The sequence below is a fragment of the Ectopseudomonas khazarica genome (assembly GCF_004521985.1).
Classification (GTDB): Bacteria; Pseudomonadota; Gammaproteobacteria; order Pseudomonadales; family Pseudomonadaceae; genus Aquipseudomonas; species Aquipseudomonas khazarica.
On record NZ_SBHZ01000011.1, the window covers coordinates 58,235 to 72,994 of the forward strand.

The 14,760-nt window shown below is 67.8% G+C and carries 14 protein-coding genes; 2 read left to right on the top strand and 12 right to left on the bottom strand.

Features of this window, described 5'->3' with window-relative positions; translation table 11 throughout:
* Positions 1–18: 18 nt before the first annotated feature.
* The 6 genes from EPK82_RS15390 to EPK82_RS15415 form a co-directional block, all read right to left on the bottom strand.
* A complete protein-coding gene (locus tag EPK82_RS15390) occupies positions 19–921 on the bottom strand; it encodes an EamA family transporter (protein WP_037049197.1) in 903 nt (300 codons plus the stop codon).
* A gap of 80 nt (positions 922–1,001) precedes the next feature.
* Positions 1,002–2,282, bottom strand: a complete 1,281-nt coding sequence (locus EPK82_RS15395) for a TRAP transporter large permease (RefSeq protein ID WP_037049195.1) — start codon at positions 2,280–2,282, stop codon at positions 1,002–1,004.
* Positions 2,282–2,809, bottom strand: a complete 528-nt coding sequence (locus EPK82_RS15400; RefSeq protein ID WP_134677104.1) for a TRAP transporter small permease — start codon at positions 2,807–2,809, stop codon at positions 2,282–2,284. Before EPK82_RS15400 ends, EPK82_RS15395 begins: the two co-directional genes overlap by 1 nt.
* A gap of 56 nt (positions 2,810–2,865) precedes the next feature.
* On the bottom strand, positions 2,866–3,840 hold the full coding sequence (locus EPK82_RS15405; protein ID WP_037049191.1) for a TRAP transporter substrate-binding protein: 975 nt from the start codon (positions 3,838–3,840) through the stop codon (positions 2,866–2,868).
* Positions 3,841–3,918: 78 nt separating this feature from the next.
* The gene (locus tag EPK82_RS15410) at positions 3,919–4,794 is read right to left on the bottom strand and encodes an SMP-30/gluconolactonase/LRE family protein (RefSeq protein ID WP_134677105.1); all 876 of its coding nucleotides are present in this window, start codon (positions 4,792–4,794) and stop codon (positions 3,919–3,921) included.
* A gap of 51 nt (positions 4,795–4,845) precedes the next feature.
* Entirely contained in the window at positions 4,846–5,673 is an 828-nt protein-coding gene (locus tag EPK82_RS15415; RefSeq protein WP_037049186.1) for an NAD-dependent epimerase/dehydratase family protein, read from the bottom strand.
* Between the two features lie 160 nt (positions 5,674–5,833).
* Here EPK82_RS15415 and EPK82_RS25125 point away from each other — a divergent pair, with 160 nt between their 5' ends.
* Positions 5,834–5,956 carry a hypothetical protein gene (locus EPK82_RS25125; protein WP_279634996.1) on the top strand — a complete coding sequence of 41 codons (123 nt, stop codon included), beginning with the start codon at positions 5,834–5,836 and terminating at the stop codon, positions 5,954–5,956.
* Positions 5,957–6,028: 72 nt separating this feature from the next.
* Entirely contained in the window at positions 6,029–7,054 is a 1,026-nt protein-coding gene (locus EPK82_RS15420; RefSeq protein WP_134677106.1) for a LacI family DNA-binding transcriptional regulator, read from the top strand.
* A 35-nt stretch (positions 7,055–7,089) separates the two neighbouring features.
* Here EPK82_RS15420 and EPK82_RS15425 read toward each other — a convergent pair whose 3' ends face one another.
* The 6 genes from EPK82_RS15425 to EPK82_RS15450 form a co-directional block, all read right to left on the bottom strand.
* On the bottom strand, positions 7,090–8,193 hold the full coding sequence (locus EPK82_RS15425) for a DUF1513 domain-containing protein (protein WP_134677107.1): 1,104 nt from the start codon (positions 8,191–8,193) through the stop codon (positions 7,090–7,092).
* Positions 8,194–8,195: 2 nt separating this feature from the next.
* On the bottom strand, positions 8,196–9,257 hold the full coding sequence (locus tag EPK82_RS15430) for an imelysin family protein (RefSeq protein ID WP_037049179.1): 1,062 nt from the start codon (positions 9,255–9,257) through the stop codon (positions 8,196–8,198).
* Positions 9,258–9,405: 148 nt separating this feature from the next.
* Positions 9,406–10,818, bottom strand: a complete 1,413-nt coding sequence (locus tag EPK82_RS15435) for a di-heme oxidoreductase family protein (protein ID WP_134677108.1) — start codon at positions 10,816–10,818, stop codon at positions 9,406–9,408.
* Between the two features lie 180 nt (positions 10,819–10,998).
* A complete protein-coding gene (locus tag EPK82_RS15440) occupies positions 10,999–12,960 on the bottom strand; it encodes a HAMP domain-containing methyl-accepting chemotaxis protein (RefSeq protein WP_134677109.1) in 1,962 nt (653 codons plus the stop codon).
* A 264-nt stretch (positions 12,961–13,224) separates the two neighbouring features.
* Positions 13,225–14,004 (bottom strand): IclR family transcriptional regulator, encoded by a 780-nt coding sequence (locus EPK82_RS15445; protein WP_037049171.1) that lies wholly within the window; start codon positions 14,002–14,004, stop codon positions 13,225–13,227.
* 76 nt (positions 14,005–14,080) lie between these two features.
* Entirely contained in the window at positions 14,081–14,758 is a 678-nt protein-coding gene (locus EPK82_RS15450) for a sarcosine oxidase subunit gamma (protein ID WP_134677110.1), read from the bottom strand.
* Positions 14,759–14,760: the final 2 nt, after the last annotated feature.

Consider the following 14,760-nt stretch of genomic DNA (forward strand, 5'->3'; position numbering starts at 1 on the left):
GCTGTCCATGCGCATCGCCTAGCGGCGGTAGGCCAGGGCGATGATGCCGCCGACCACGATCAGACCGCCGAGCACCTGCAGGGCGCCGAGCAGCTGGCCGAGGATTAGCCAGCCGAACAGCATGCCGGCGACCGGCTCCATGTTCATCACCGGTGCATTGCGCGCGATATCCAGGCGCGGCATGAGGATGAACAGCAGCGAGAACGCCGTTCCGTAGAGCGTCACCAGCACGCCCAGGGCGATCCAGCCGGCGAGCGCGTTGGGCAGGCCCACGCCACCGGGCAGCGCGCCGCTGGCGCCGACCATGGCCGAGAGGCTGAACACCACCGCCATGGTCAGCATGCTGCGGACCCTACCGGGCATGGCCGAAAGGCGGTGCTCGGTGACCCACAGCGCCACGGCGAAGACGCCGGCGGCGGTCAGGCTGAACAGCACACCCTCGACCCAGCGCTCGTCGATGGCCCCCTGGCTGGCCAGGCGCGCCGGTACATCCAGCACCAGCATCAGGCCGATCAGGATCACGCCCATGATCACCGCGGCCCGGCGGGTTGGTGCCGGGCCGCCGAGTATCCAGGTCAGCAGGGCGAGCAGGATCGGCGACAGGTTGACCACCAGCAGGGCCAGGCCGACCGGAATGCGCGCCACCGCCGAATAGATGCAGAAGCTCTGCACCGCGATCAGCGTGCCCAGCAGCAGTTGCCAGCCCCAGGTCTCGCGCTTCAGGCGCAGCGAGTCGCGCTGCCAGAGCACCAGCGCACTGAGCACCAGCAGGGTCACCCCGGAGCGGCAGAGGATCGCCAGCAGCAGGCCGGCTTCATGGTCGAAGGCGATGCGTGCGGCGATGTGGTTGCCGGCGAACGAGCAGGCCAGCGTCGCGAGAATCAGGGCGGCGATGTGCCGGGGGAAGAGGGCGGCAGACATGGCGGAGCGAAATGTCCTCATACAGCAAGGAGCCGCCCGGAAGGCGGCTCGGGATGGATCGACGACCTGCAGCCGATGACTTACAGCACCACGCTGGGCAGCCAGAGGGAGATGGCAGGGATGTAGGTCACGGCCATCAGTACCGCGAACAGCGCGATGTAGAACGGCAGCAGAGCCTTCACGGTGTTCTCGATGCTGACCTTGCCGATGGCGGCACCGACGAAGAGTACCGCACCTACCGGTGGTGTGATCAGACCGATGCCCAGATTGACCAGCATGATCATGCCGAAGTGCACCGGGTCGACGCCGAACGAGGTGACCACGGGCAGCAGGATCGGGGTGAGGATCAGGATCAGCGGGGCCATGTCCATCAGGGTGCCGAGCACCAGCAGCATGAAGTTCACGCACATCAGGATCACGTAGCGGTTGTCCGACAGGGTCAGGAACGCGGTGGTGATCTTCGACGGAATCTGCATCAGCGTCATGATGTAGCCGAAGCTGGCGGCGAAGGCGATGAGGATCATCACGATCGACAGGGTGCGCACCGTGCGGTGCAGCATCTTCGGCAGCTCGCTCCACTTGTAGTCGCGGTAGATGAACATGGTCACGAAGAAGGCCCAGACCACTGCCACGGCTGCCGACTCGGTGGCGGTGAACACGCCGCTGAGAATGCCGCCGAGGATGATCACCATGGTCATCAGGCCCCACAGCGCTTCCACGCAGATCTGCAGCGCCTGGCGCAGTGGGATCACTTCGCCCTTGGGGTAGTTGCGCTTTCTGGCGAACAGCAGGCAGAGCGTGGCCATGGTGGCGCTGAGCAGCAGGCCGGGGCCGATGCCGGCGACGAACAGCGCGGCGATCGACACCGTGCCACCGGCGGCCAGCGAGTAGATCACCGAGTTGTGGCTGGGCGGGGTCAGCAGCGCCTGCACCGAGCCGGAGACGGTGACGGCGGTGGAGAACTCGCGCGGGTAGCCTTTCTTCTCCATTTCCGGGATCAGCACCGAGCCGACCGAGGCGGTATCGGCCAGCGACGAGCCGGAGATGGCGCCGAAGAAGGTCGAGGCGGTGATGTTGACCAGCGACAGGCCGCCGCGGACGAAGCCCACCAGCACCCCGGCGAACGCCACCAGGCGCCGTGCCATGCCGCCTTCGGCCATGATCGCGCCGGCCAGGACGAAGAAGGGGATGGCCAGCAGGGAGAATTTGTTCACGCCGCCGGCGATCTGGATCATCACGGCGTGCAGCGGAATCTCGATCCACCAGGCGCCGATCAGGGTCGCCAGGCCAAGGGCGTAGGCGACCGGGACGCGCAGCAGGATCAGGGCGATGAAGCTGCCCAGCAGGATGGCGGCATCCATTACACGGACTCCTTGGAATCTTCGCAGTTCTCGTAGTCGACGACACGGCGCTTGTGCTGGTCGCCGTAGAGCAGTTGTTCGATGACGAACAGCAGGGTGACGAAACCGCCCAGCGGAATCGGCGCGTAGCTGATGCCGACGCGCATCCAGGTCAGCGTGCTGAGGTACTGATTCCAGGTGGCGACGCACAGCTTGTAGCCCCAGACCAGCATGAACAGACTGATCGCACCCATGGCCAGGCGCACGAACAGGGTGAGAAAGGGTTGCGCCATGTCCGGCAGGCGATCGCTCAGCACCTGTACCGCCATGTGTGCGCCGGCACGGTAGCTGGCGGCGGCGCCGATGAAGGTGAACAGCACCATCAGCAGGATGGCGACAGGCTCGGGCCAGCCGAGGCCCTGGCCGAGTGCGTAGCGGCTGAACACGCCCCAGGGGATGATCAGGGCCATGATCACGATCGCCAGTCCGGCGGTCGCGATACAGGCGCGGTAGATGGCGTCGTTGACGCCCAGAACCAGGTTTTTCATGAGACTTCACCGGTGACGCGACGTGGCCGGGGCGCACGCCGCGTGCTGCGCGTGGATTACTGAACGGCTTCGATGCGCTTGATCAGGTCGGCGAACTGCGCGCCGTACTTCTCACGAACCGGGGCGGTGGCGTCGTAGAACGGCTTGGTGTCGACCTCGATGTACTCGACGCCCTCGGCCTTGAGCTTCTCGTCGCTGGCCTTTTCCTTGGCGACCCACAGCTCGCGCTCTTCCAGCTGCGCTTCCTTGGCCAGCTTCTTGACCAGTGCCTGCTGCTCCGGTGTCAGCTTGTTCCAGGTGGTCTTGGACATCAGCAGCGGCTCGGGGAGGATCAGGTGGTGGGTCTGGGTGTAGTACTTGGCCGCGCGGAAGTGGTTGTGTTCGAGCAGAGTCGGCGAGTTGTTCTCGGCACCGTCGATCACGCCGCTCTGCAGGGCGCTGAAGATTTCCCCGGTGTCCATGGCGATGCCGTTGGCGCCCATGGCGTTGAGGGTGTCGATGAACAGCGGGTTGCCGATCACGCGGATCTTCATGCCCTTGAGGTCTTCCAGCTTGCGCACCGGCTTCTTGGTGTAGAGGCTGCGGCTGCCGGCTTCCATCCACGCCAGGCCGACCATGTTGAAGTCGGAGTTGGTGATGGCATCGAGGATTTCCTGGCCGATTTCGCCGTCGATCACCTTGCGCATGTGCGCGATGTCGCGGAACACGAAGGGCATGTTGAAGACGTTGGTGGCGGGGACGACCGGGCCGACCGAGCCGAGGCTGACGCGGGTCAGCTGCACGGCGCCGATCTGGGTCTGCTCGATCACTTCCTTCTCCGAACCGAGTACGCCGCCAGCGAACATGCGCGACTTGATCTCGCCTGCGGTCGCTGCGTCCAGCTTCTTGCCGAGGTTGTCCATGGCCACCACGGTCGGGTAACCGGCCGGGTGGATTTCAGCGATCTTCAGGGTCATCTCGGCCTGGGCGAAGGTGGACAGGCCGAGAGCCAGAGGAAGTGTGGCGAGTAGCAACTTGCGTTTGAGGTTCATGCGGAAAGCTCCGTCTTGTTGTTGTTGGTGAACAGCAGCGCGAGACCGGTACCACGAGGTGGCCCGGGGTGAATCGGGTCAGGGGCGCAAGGCCGGTTCGGCCATGCCGCGCACGCCAGGGCTCAGGGCGAACACACCGCCGGCCAGCGGCTGCTCGGAAACGTCGCCGGCGGGGCGGATCGAGGTGACGAACAGGGTGTCCAGCTGCGGCCCACCGAAGGCGCACATGGCGGGTTTCTGCACCGGAACCGCGAGCGAGCGGTCCAGGCGGCCGTCGGGGGTGAAGCGATGGACCAGCCCGGCGTCGTTGCCGCAGATCCAGTAGCAACCGTCGACGTCCACCGCCGCGCCGTCCGGGCGGCCGGGGTGGCGCGTCATGTCGATGAACAGGCGGCGGTTGTGCGGCGTGCCGCTGTCCGTGTCGTAGTCGAAGGCCCAGACCGCCTGCACCGTCGGGTGCGAGTCGGACAGGTACATGATCCGGCCATCGGGGCTGAAGGCCAGGCCATTGGGCACGATGAGGTCGTCGAGCCGCTCCTGCAGCTGGCCGTCGTAGCGATACAGCGCGCCGACGCGGGCACCGGCGGCCATGTCCAGCAGCATCGTGCCGGCCCAGAAACGTCCCTGGCGGTCGCAGCGACCGTCGTTGAAGCGCATCTGCGGGCGAGGGTGTTCGACGCGTGCCAGGCATTCGCTGCGGATGCCGCCATCGTCCTGCGGGCGCAGGTGGAAGAGGCCGCTCTGCATGCCGGCGAGCCAGCCACCGGACGGGTGCATGGCCAGGCAGGCGAGCATTTCATCGGCCTGCCAGCTCTGCGTCTGGCCATCGGCCACGGACCAGCGATGCAGCCGGCCTGCGGGAATGTCGACCCAGTACAGTGCCTGTTCCGCGGCGTTCCATACCGGGCTTTCTCCGGTCGCGTTGCGTGCGTCGACAATCAGTTCTGCTGACATGGCCGTGGTGTGCTCTGGTTGTTGTCGGGGCAGGAGCGGGGCGTGCGGGCGTCAGTCGTCGCCGAACGGGCCGGCGGCCACGAAGGCGCCTCCCTGGTAGATGCGCGCGGGGTCGTCGGCGGCTGGCAGCGGTTGCGCCTCGACCTTGTCGCGGAACACTTCGGAGCTGTCCCTGGCCTGGAAACCGAGGTGGGCGGCGAGGTGGTTGTCCCACCAGACGTCGCGATTGTCCGACATGCCGTAGACCACGGTATGGCCGACGTTGGCCGTGTACAGGCAGCGTTCGATCAGCTGGGTGAGGTCGTCATAGCTCAGCCAGGTGCTCATCATGCGGCGATTGGCCGGCTCGGGAAACGACGAGCCGATGCGGATGCTGACGGTCTCGATGCCGTAGCGGTCGAAGTAGAAGCTGGCCATGTCCTCGCCATAGGACTTGGAGAGGCCGTAGTAGCCGTCCGGGCGCCGCGCCGAGCGGGCGTCGAGCCGTTCGTCCTGCTGGTAGAAACCGATGACGTGGTTGGAGCTGGCGAACACCACGCGCTTCACGCCATGGCGGCGCGCCGCTTCGTAGATGTGGAACACGCCGCAGATATTGGCGCCGAGGATTTCCTCGAAGGGGCGTTCGACCGAGACACCGCCGAAATGCAGGATGGCATCCACGCCTTCGACCAGGCGATGGACCTCGGCCTTGTCGGCCAGGTCGCAGTGCACCACTTCTTCGTGCGGGCCGGCGGCGGGGGCCATCTCGCCGATGTCGGACAGGCGCAGGATGTTGGCGTAGGGGCGCAGGCGTTCACGCAGTACCTTGCCCAGTCCGCCAGCGGCGCCGGTCAGGAGAATGCGGTCGAAGGGGCGTAGCTCTGGGGACGTGCTGCTCATGCTGGGGCCTGGACTCTTGTTGTTGTTTTGGTGTCATACGTTGTCGTATGACATGGATCGATTATCAGCAGCACCCGATGCGCTGTCAACGTGATAATCGAGGCTTCTCCTCAGGCTTTGCTCTGCGCACGGGTATGCCTCTATAGTCGGCCTGGAACGGATGAAGCCGCATGCCATCTGCATCGCTGCCGTGTTCTGCGCATTCCAGGCGATGGCGCGAGGCCTGTTCCAGGTGTCGCACGATGGTGTGGCGGATATCGGCCAGCGCTTGCCGTTCGACTAAAGTTGTATGATGACTGCGGCTCGGGGGAATGACGCGAGCCGGGGGTGAAACCGTGCATGATGGAGCCGTGAGATGAGCCGGAGACCTGCCGGGATACGCAGCAGCACAGCGCCCACGCTGATCGACGTGGCCAGGGTCGCAGGGGTATCGCCGATCACCGTGTCGCGCGCCCTGGGGCGGCCGGAGGTGGTTACCGATGCCACGCGCAAGCGGGTGCTCGAGGCGGTGCGGGCTACCGGCTACGTGCCCAACCTGGCGGCGGGCTCGCTGGCCTCCAGTCGCAGCCGGCTGGTGGCGATCTTCCTGCCGACCATCGCCAACTCGATCTTCGCCGACACCGTGCAGGCACTGACCGACCACCTGGCGGCGGCGGGCTACCAGACCCTGCTGGGGCTGACCGGCTACCGCCCGGAGCAGGAGGAGGCGCTGCTCGAGGCGGTGCTGGGACGGCGCCCCGACGGCATCGTCCTGACCGGCACCGAGCACACCCAGGCCAGCCGCGAGCGCCTGGCGCGGGTCGGCATTCCGCTGGTCGAGGCATGGGACCTGTGCGAGCGGCCGCTGGACATGCTGGTCGGCTTCTCTCACGAGGCGGTTGGCCAGGCAGTGGCGACCTACCTGCTCGGCAAGGGCTACCGGCGTGTGTCGGTGGTGGGCATCGACGACCCGCGCGGCCTGCGCCGTTATCGCAGCCTGGTGGCGGCCCTGGAGGGACGCCTGGAGGCACCCGTCAGCGCGCAGCTGTTACCGGCGCCGGCGACCCTGGCGGTCGGTCGCGAGGGGCTGGCGCGACTGCTGCAGGCCGGCGCGGCCGGGGAGGTGGTGGTGTGCAGTTCCGACACCCTGGCGCAGGGGGTGATGGCCGAGGCGGCCAGCCGTGGCTTGCGCGTACCCGAGGACCTGGCGGTGATGGGCTTTGGCGACCTGTCCAGTGCGGCGCACACCCATCCGCCCCTGTCCACGGTACGGGTGGACGGGGCGCGCATCGGCCGTGCCATCGCCGAGGCCCTGCTGGCGCGCATTGCCGAGCCGGCCAGCGGACGCCAGCCGCTGCGCCTGGACGTGGGCTTCGAACTCATCGAGCGCAGCAGTGCCTGAGCCTGCTGCGCATTGCCGATTGCTTGCTGCGATGCCTAGCCCAGGCGCAGGTGGTTGTCCCAGAGCCCGGCCGGCAGGTCCAGGGCCTTGGCCACGATGCGCTCGCCGCGGCAGTCGTACAGGCGGCAGCGGCCCTGGCCCGAGGTCACGACGAAACCGTCGGCGACGGCGCCCACCCCGGCACAGTCCGGCAGCGGCACGTCCAGGCGCACCTCGGCGCTGTCCAGGTCCCAGACGAAGAAGCGATTGCCGCGCGGTGCGGTCATCGCCAGCAGGCGCAGGTCGTCATGGATCGCCAGGCTGGCGGTGTACTGGCTCATCATCGCCCGTTGCGCCTCGCCCAGCGGGAACGCCTGGAAGGCCTGACCGGGACGCTTGATGGCGAGCAGCGGCACGGCGTCATGCAGGTCGCCCATGTACTGCTGGCCGCTGACCACGGTGCCGTCGCGGGCCACGGCGAGGTGACGGACGCTGTTCTGCTGGTCGGCCAGCTTCTCCTGGCTGACCAGGCTGCCATCGCGGCGCATCAGCACCAGGCTGGAGTCCATGGCGTCGAGGTTCATCTCCACGCGGCTTTCCGCCTCGGTGCGGATGCCGCCGTTGGCGACCACCAGGGTCTCGCCGTCGGGCATCCACAGCAGCTGGTGAGGGCCCACGCCGTGGGTGCTGTGTTCGCCGCTGCGCTCGAGTCGTTCGCCGTTCAGGCGATAGACGCCCAGCACGCCGCGCCCTGGCTCCGTGGTGTCGTTCTCGGTGGCGTAGAGCCAGTCGCCGCCCCGGTGAAACACCGCGTGGCCGTTGTAGTGGCGGCCTTCGGCAGCGACCAGGGTCTGCAGCAGACGACCGTCGCGGGTGTCGATCAGGTAGCTCTCGGTGCTCGGCCGGCGGCCGACGAACAGCGCCAGCGGCAGGCTCGGGTGCGGCACCACGTCGTGGCAGCGCTCGGTCACGGCGGTGGCGAAGGCCTGCTGCCCATCGAGGTGATAGCCCACGGCATAGTGTTTGCCGTCGGCATCGTCGCGGGCCGACAGCAGCAGAGGCTGGCCGGACGGGCCGAACAGGGTCCAGCTGCCGAAGGCGCCGGCGGCGGCCAGGCTCGCCGCCACGGCGCCCAGGCCGAGGAAGGTTCTGCGCTGCATGCTCAGTCTCCGTCGTGGGCGTTGAAGCCGATCTGCACGCCCAGGGCCTTGGCCAGGTCGCTTTCCTGCAGGCGGTGCAGGCGGTTGAGACTGTCGTACAGCTCGTTCAGGCTGGCGCGGCCGGCCTCGTCGGCGAGCAGTTCACCCAGCGGGCGCTCCAGCGCGGCGAGGCGCTGACGGGTCTCCTGGTAGGCCGCGTCGATACGTTGGGCCAGCTCGGCCTGGTCATCGCCGAGCAGCGCCTGGATGCCGTCGCGATTGCCGCCATGCCACAGCAGTTCGGCGCTGGCCAGCGCCGCGCCGAGGTTGGCCAGGCTGGCGGTGCTGCGCCAGGCCTCGGCCTGGTACGGCTGGGGGATGCCCTTGGTCTGGCGGCCGAGCGGGGCGCCGAGCTTCTTCTTCAGGCCATCGATGCCGCTGATCTGCACGCGCAGGAGTTCGGCGATGGCCTCGTTGGCGTCGGCGTAGCGGTCGTTGGGGAAGGTCTTCAGCTGTTCGGCCATGCCCGACTTGCCCTGCCACTCGCCGACGATGTTGCCGGCCAGCTCCTGCTGGTGTACGCCGATCGCTTGCAGCAGCGCGCAGTAGCGGGTTTTCTGCTCGGGCTGGGACAGGTCCAGCTCGGGGTCGAAGAGGATGTACTCGTAGGCGGTCAGGCCCTGTACTACCACGCTGGCGTTCGCCAGGTCGTCCGGAGTCAGCTGCGGCTTGTTCTTCAGCAGGGCTTCGACCTGCCGCTGCACCAGGTTCTTCTTGTCCGGCCAGAACTGGATCTGCCAGGCGCGGTTGCCTTCGGCCAGCGGGCCGATCAGCAGCGGCTGCAGGCCGGCCCAGGCGCTCTGCGCGCCGAGAAAGGCCTGACGGGCGGCCGTCAGGTCGGCGCTGCCGGCGCAGAACGCGGCGGAGCTGGTGGCCAGCTGGCGATCGGCTTCCTGCCAGCTGGTGTAGGCCGGCAGCAGTACGCCGTCGGCCAGCGCGGCGCTGACCTTGGCTTTGGGGTCCTGCTGGCCGCAGCCGACCAGGGCCAGGCCGAGCAGGGAGGCGATCAGGGTTTTGGGCAACATCGCAGGCTCCTTAGAGGGTGTTCACACGATCGATGAGCGAAGACGGGACGAAGCGGTTCGAGGATGCGCAGTTTACTGCGCCGAACACGCAGTCCGGGGGCAATTTCAAGGCCGTGTGGTCGAATGCAGGCATGTTGGCGGCGTCCTCCTAGAGGGAGTTGAGGAAGGCGAGCAGCGCGGCCCGCTCATCGCTGTCGAACTGCAGCACGCGCTGCCGGGCCGACTCGGCCTCGCCGCCATGCCAGAGAATCGCCTCCAGCAGGTTGCGCGCGCGTCCATCATGCAGGAACTGGGTATGGCCGTTGACCGCCTCGGTCAGGCCGATGCCCCACAGCGGCGGGGTACGCCACTCGCGACCGCTGGCGAGAAATTCCTCGCGGCCATCGGCCAGGCCTTCGCCCATGTCGTGCAGCAGCAGGTCGGTATAGGGGCGGATCACCTGGTTGGCCAGCTCCGGCTCGGCGGCTTCGGCTGAGGTGGTGAAGCTCGGGGTATGGCATTTCTGGCAGCCGGCCTGGTGGAACAGGCTCTTGCCCTTGAGCACCTCGGGGGCATCGACATCGCGCCGCGCCGGCACGCCGAGGTTGCGGCTGTAGAACAGGACGCTGGCGAGGATGGTGTTGCTGACCTCCGGCTCACCGCCGTGCGCTGCGGCGAGGCAGTCGGCTTGCGCGGCGGTGCAGTTGTCGTGGGGGATCAGCGAACTGGTCAGGCCCATGTCGTTGGCGAAGGCATCCGCGTTCTGCTGGTTGAGGCTGGGCTGGCCGGCCTTCCAGCCGAAACGGCCCAGTGCGCTGCGCTGCTGCTGGCGATCCCAGACGCGGTTGGCGCGTCCGGAGATGCCATCGCCATCGGCGTCGTCCGGGTCGGCGGCGGCGAGGATGTCGGCTTCGGCGATGGCTTCGAGCAGGCCCAGGCCGATCATCGGCGGGGCGATGCGCACCGAGAACAGGGTATCCGGGTGCATTGCGCCGTAGCCCAGCTGGCTGATTTCCAGGCGCGGCTTGCGCAGTTCTACCTCGGTGCCGTCGGCGAAACTCACCGGCACGCTGCTGTAGCTGACGCGCACCTTGCCCTCGGGCGCCACCCCGGGGTTGGCCATGTCCTGCAGCTGGGTGCCGTAGGTCGGCTCGGCGACCACCCCCTGTTGCAGCAGGCGCTCGGCATCCTCCGGGCGCGCCGGCAGGGACAGGCGCACCAGCATCGACGCGGCGCTCAGCGCATCCGCCGCCGGGGGATGGCCGCGGCCGTCCTTGATGTGGCAGTTCTGGCAGGCGTTGGTGTTGAACAGCGGGCCCAGGCCGTCACGCGCGGTGGTGGTGGCGGGGGCCGTGACCCAGGGGTTGCGGAAGAAGCTGTTGCCTACCGAGAAGTCCAGACGCCGGCTCGGCGCCAGGTTCGCCGATGGCAGGGAGAAGGCGTTGTGGTCGAACTTGCGCACGGTGGCCGCACCGGCGGACAGCGCTTCACCGGGCTCCGCTGCGGTGAAGTTCACTTGCTGTTCGCAAGCGATCAGGGGCAGGACCAGAAGAGGCAGCAAACAGCGCTGGAGCGGCGACATCGGGAGAGCTATCCGGGCGGGCAGGGGAACGGGGCGCCAAGATTAGCAGGCTAACGGAATTTAAATAAGATCAATTAGCGTTATCTGCCGGGGCAAAAGGTCGCGCGTCAGCGGCATGTGCCCGTCGCGGCGCGAGTGGCGCGCAAATGGGCAGGACGCCAACGCCGTGCCCACGCGGGCTCAGCTGACCCGGAAGCGATTGATCTGTTGCTGCAGGTCGCTGCCCAGGCGCGCCAGGTCGACGCTGGCGGTGGAGGTCTCCTCGGTCGCGGCGGCCGATTGCTCGGCGATATCGCGGATATTGGCGATGCTCCGGTTGATCTCCTCGGCGACCGAACTCTGCTCCTCGGAGGCCGTGGCGATCTGCTGGTTCATCTGCTGGATGCGCGACACCGCTTCGTCGATCCGTGTCAGGGCGGTACCGGCGTGGCGCGCCGCCTCCACGGTCTCGCCTGCCATGCTGCGGCTCTGCGCCATGACGCTCACTGCGCTCTCGGCGCCGTTCTGCAGCGCGGCGACCAGCTGTTCGATCTGCTGGGTGGACTCCTGCGTGCGGCGCGCCAGGGCGCGTACCTCGTCGGCGACCACGGCGAAGCCACGGCCCGCTTCGCCAGCGCGCGCGGCCTCGATGGCGGCGTTGAGTGCCAGCAGGTTGGTCTGCTCGGCGATGCTCTTGATCACGTCCAGCACCGTGCCGATGTTGGCGCTGTCGCCCTTGAGCCGGCCGATGGCCTCGGCGGAGGCTTCCACGGTGCTGGCCAGCTGTTCGATGCGGGTGATGGCCTGCTGCACCACCTTGTCGCCCTCGCGGGTCTGGTCTTCCGCGTCGCTGGCCGAGCTGGCGGCGTTCTCGGCGTTGTGCGCGACATCATGCACGGTGGCCGCCATCTGGTTCATGGCGGTGGCGACCTGGTCGGTCTCCATGCGTTGCTGGGTGACGCCGGCGCTGGTCTGCTCGGTCACCGCCGAAAGCTCTTCCGCCGCCGTGGCGAGCTGGGTGATGCCCGCGCCGAGCTGGCCGATCAGGTCCCGCAGGCTCAGGGTCATGGCCTGCATGGCCTGCATCAGCTGGCCCAGTTCGTCGCGGCGGTCGCTCTCGATATTGGTGGTCAGGTCGCCGTCGGCGACCTGCCGGGCGATGCCGACCACGCGCTGCAGCGGGGTGACGATGGCCTGGGTGATGAACAGTGCGCAGAGCACGCCGAGCACGAAGGCGATCGCGGCGGCGATCAGCAGGGTCTGTTTGGCGTGGCTGGAGTCGCTCGCCAGCAGCTCGCGCTGCAGCTTGAGCGACTGGCTCGACGCGGCCGTGACCTCGCGCGCGCGGGAGGTCATGTCTTCTTCGCTCTGGTCCAGCTCGCCCAGGTTGTTCTTCAACTGGGCGAAGTGGCTGCGGTAGGCAGCCAGTTGCTGCAACGCGGCTTCCATCTCGGCGCGCGCGGCGTCGTCCTGCAGCGTATTGAGCAGTTGCCGGCTCTTGTCGTCGAGCGACTGGAAGTGGCCATCGAGGAGCTGCGCGTACTGGTCGTCGCGGCGCAGCAGGAAGTCCTTCTCGCGACGCCGCGCTTCCAGCAGCTCGCGTGCCAGTTGGCTGGCCTGGTTGGCGCGGTCCAGGGTGTCGATGCTGCTCTGCGCGCCGCTCAGGCGGATCTGTTCGACGGCCAGCTGGCGCAGCTTGGCCTCCAGCTCGGTGAAGCGTTTGAGCGCTGCACGGGCGGACTCTTCCATGGCTTGCTGCGCCTCGCTGCTGGCCTTGCCGGCGGCCTGCAGTTGCGCCAGCTCGTCGCGGTAGCCGCTGGCGTCTTCCTGGATCTGGCGCATCAGCGCCTTGTTCTCCGGGCGCGCCAGCTCCGCTTCCTTCGCGGCGGCCTGCTCCTGTATCTGCTGCGACAGGCTCAGGGCCTGCTGCATGGCGGTTTGATCGTCGCGCAGCAGGTAGTTCTTTTCCTGCTGGCGCGCGCGCATCAGGTTGGCGTCGATCTCGCTGACGCCCAGCAGGCTGTCGATGCGATCGAGGGTGCTGTCCAGGCTGGTGTTGCCGATCCAGGCCGTGGCCAGGGTGATGAACAGGATCAGGCCGAAGCCACCGAGCAGTTTTTTACGAACACTAAGGTCAAGAAGCATGCGAGTGACAGTTTTCATGACGATTCCCTGTGCTGTGTGGCGGCTGACAACCTCGAACTGGCCTGATGGATCGGCTGTGGCGAACGGGTCGTTGCCGCCGAGGGACGCCGGCAGGGTATGGCGTGCCCCGGCGTCCATGCGGCTTGCTGCGTGTTCCTGCCAGGAAAGCAGCGCTGCCCTGTTCACAAGGCAGAATAGCAGGCGAAAGGGTGATGACAATTTGATGTCAGTTGCGCGAGACGGGGCCGCGCGGCGTTGCAGGCGGCTGCCTGAACGCCGGGGTCAGCGCCGGGGCGAGGCCCCCAGTTCGGCGGCGATCTCGTCGGCGCACTGCTGCAGGCTCTCGCGGTAGCGTTCGCGCGCCACCGGGCTGTCCATCACCGCCTCAGGGCCGGACAGGTTGATCGCCGCGACCACCTCGCCCCGGTGATTGCGCACGGCGCAGGCGATGGCGGTGGAGTAGTCGGAGCGGTGCATGACCCAGCCACGCTCGCGGTCACGCTCGATCAGTTGTTGCAGCTCGGGCAGGGTCTTCGGCGCGGGCGGCGGGTAGTCGTCGAGGCGCACGTGCTGGTAGAGCTTGTCCAGCTCCATGGGCGTCAGCGCACACAGCAGCATGCGCCCCATGGCCGTGCAGTGGCAGGGGATGCGGGTGCCGATGGGGATGTTCACCGACAGCCGCTGGGCGGCGAAGGCGCGGCCGACGTAGAGGCTGTCGGTGTGCTCGCGGATGGACAGGTGGCAGGACAGCGAGGTGCGATCGCGCAGCGCATTGAGGTGCGGCATGGCGATGTCCACCAGGTCGCGGCTGGCCAGGTAGGCGAAGCCGTCGCAGAGCACCTGCGGGCCCAGCTCGTAGCTGTTCTTGCCGAGCTTGCGCAGGTAGCCCATGTCGGTGAGCGTGATGAGGATGCGGTAGATGGCCGAGACGCTGACGCCCAGGCGCTCGGCGATGGCGTTGCTGCTCAGGCTGCGCACTTCGGCGTTGAACATCTGCAGGATGCTCAGGCCGCGTTGCAGCGCCGGCACGCGGTAGTCCAGCTCGTCTTCGTGGATGCCCATGGCGTTGGCCTCCTGGAGGATGAAGCGCCATCCACCCTGCGCTCGGTCGTGGCCGCGCAGGGTGGATCACGTGGTGTCAGGGCAGGGCGTCGATGCCCACCGGATGTCCAGCGAATTCCTGCACGGCATCGAGCAGCGCGCCCCAGAAGTAATGCGCCGAGGCGCGGTCGCAGAGGAGGTGCAGGCCAGGCAGTTCGCCCTGGGGCAGGTTGGCGACGATGACGTTGACCCGTGCCGCCGAGGTCTGCGCCACGCTGCCGGGCGGGAAGGCCTCGGCGCGCAGGTCGACGCCGCACAGCTTGGCCATCACGTCGCTGCCGTGGCGCCCGCTCAGCAGCAACCAGGCATGGCTGTCCTGGCGCGGCAGCAGGTAGTTGGGGCTGCCGTCGAACTGCCAGTCCAGCTCCTGCTGACGTACGCGCGCGCCGGCGTCGAGCAGGCTGCCCAGCAGAAGGTATTCGTTCTGCGACAGGCGCAGCACGGCACTCCCGTCGGCCTGGGTGAGCGCCTGGTTGGGCGCGCCCGGCAGGACGAAGCCCTGCGCCTGCAGGCAGGCCGCGCTGGCGACGCCGCGAAACCCGACCCGTGGCAGATTGCTCAGGTCCAGCAGTGCGCAGCGGGCGGCAATGACGCGCTCGTCCTGGTCGCCGTGCGCAGTGGCGATGCAGCTGTCGCCGATCCGGCCCAGGCGGGCCTCGGCGTGCAACCGGTAGAGCGGGCTGCGTTCGCTGAAGTGTTCGGCTTCGATGCTCATGC

Bases quoted from the DNA above. Each gene is read 5' to 3' on its own strand.
- EPK82_RS15395 (WP_037049195.1), bottom strand. From the start codon at position 2,282: ATGGATGCCGCCATCCTGCTGGGCAGCTTCATCGCCCTGATCCTGCTG.
- EPK82_RS15425 (WP_134677107.1), bottom strand. From the start codon at position 8,193: ATGCAGCGCAGAACCTTCCTCGGCCTGGGCGCCGTGGCGGCGAGCCTG.
- EPK82_RS15445 (WP_037049171.1), bottom strand. From the start codon at position 14,004: ATGGGCATCCACGAAGACGAGCTGGACTACCGCGTGCCGGCGCTGCAA.
- EPK82_RS15440 (WP_134677109.1), bottom strand. From the start codon at position 12,960: ATGAAAACTGTCACTCGCATGCTTCTTGACCTTAGTGTTCGTAAAAAA.
- EPK82_RS15415 (WP_037049186.1), bottom strand. From the start codon at position 5,673: ATGAGCAGCACGTCCCCAGAGCTACGCCCCTTCGACCGCATTCTCCTG.
- EPK82_RS15435 (WP_134677108.1), bottom strand. From the start codon at position 10,818: ATGTCGCCGCTCCAGCGCTGTTTGCTGCCTCTTCTGGTCCTGCCCCTG.
- EPK82_RS15400 (WP_134677104.1), bottom strand. From the start codon at position 2,809: ATGAAAAACCTGGTTCTGGGCGTCAACGACGCCATCTACCGCGCCTGT.
- EPK82_RS25125 (WP_279634996.1), top strand. From the start codon at position 5,834: ATGAAGCCGCATGCCATCTGCATCGCTGCCGTGTTCTGCGCATTCCAG.
- EPK82_RS15410 (WP_134677105.1), bottom strand. From the start codon at position 4,794: ATGTCAGCAGAACTGATTGTCGACGCACGCAACGCGACCGGAGAAAGC.
- EPK82_RS15420 (WP_134677106.1), top strand. From the start codon at position 6,029: ATGAGCCGGAGACCTGCCGGGATACGCAGCAGCACAGCGCCCACGCTG.
- EPK82_RS15430 (WP_037049179.1), bottom strand. From the start codon at position 9,257: ATGTTGCCCAAAACCCTGATCGCCTCCCTGCTCGGCCTGGCCCTGGTC.
- EPK82_RS15390 (WP_037049197.1), bottom strand. From the start codon at position 921: ATGTCTGCCGCCCTCTTCCCCCGGCACATCGCCGCCCTGATTCTCGCG.
- EPK82_RS15450 (WP_134677110.1), bottom strand. From the start codon at position 14,758: ATGAGCATCGAAGCCGAACACTTCAGCGAACGCAGCCCGCTCTACCGG.
- EPK82_RS15405 (WP_037049191.1), bottom strand. From the start codon at position 3,840: ATGAACCTCAAACGCAAGTTGCTACTCGCCACACTTCCTCTGGCTCTC.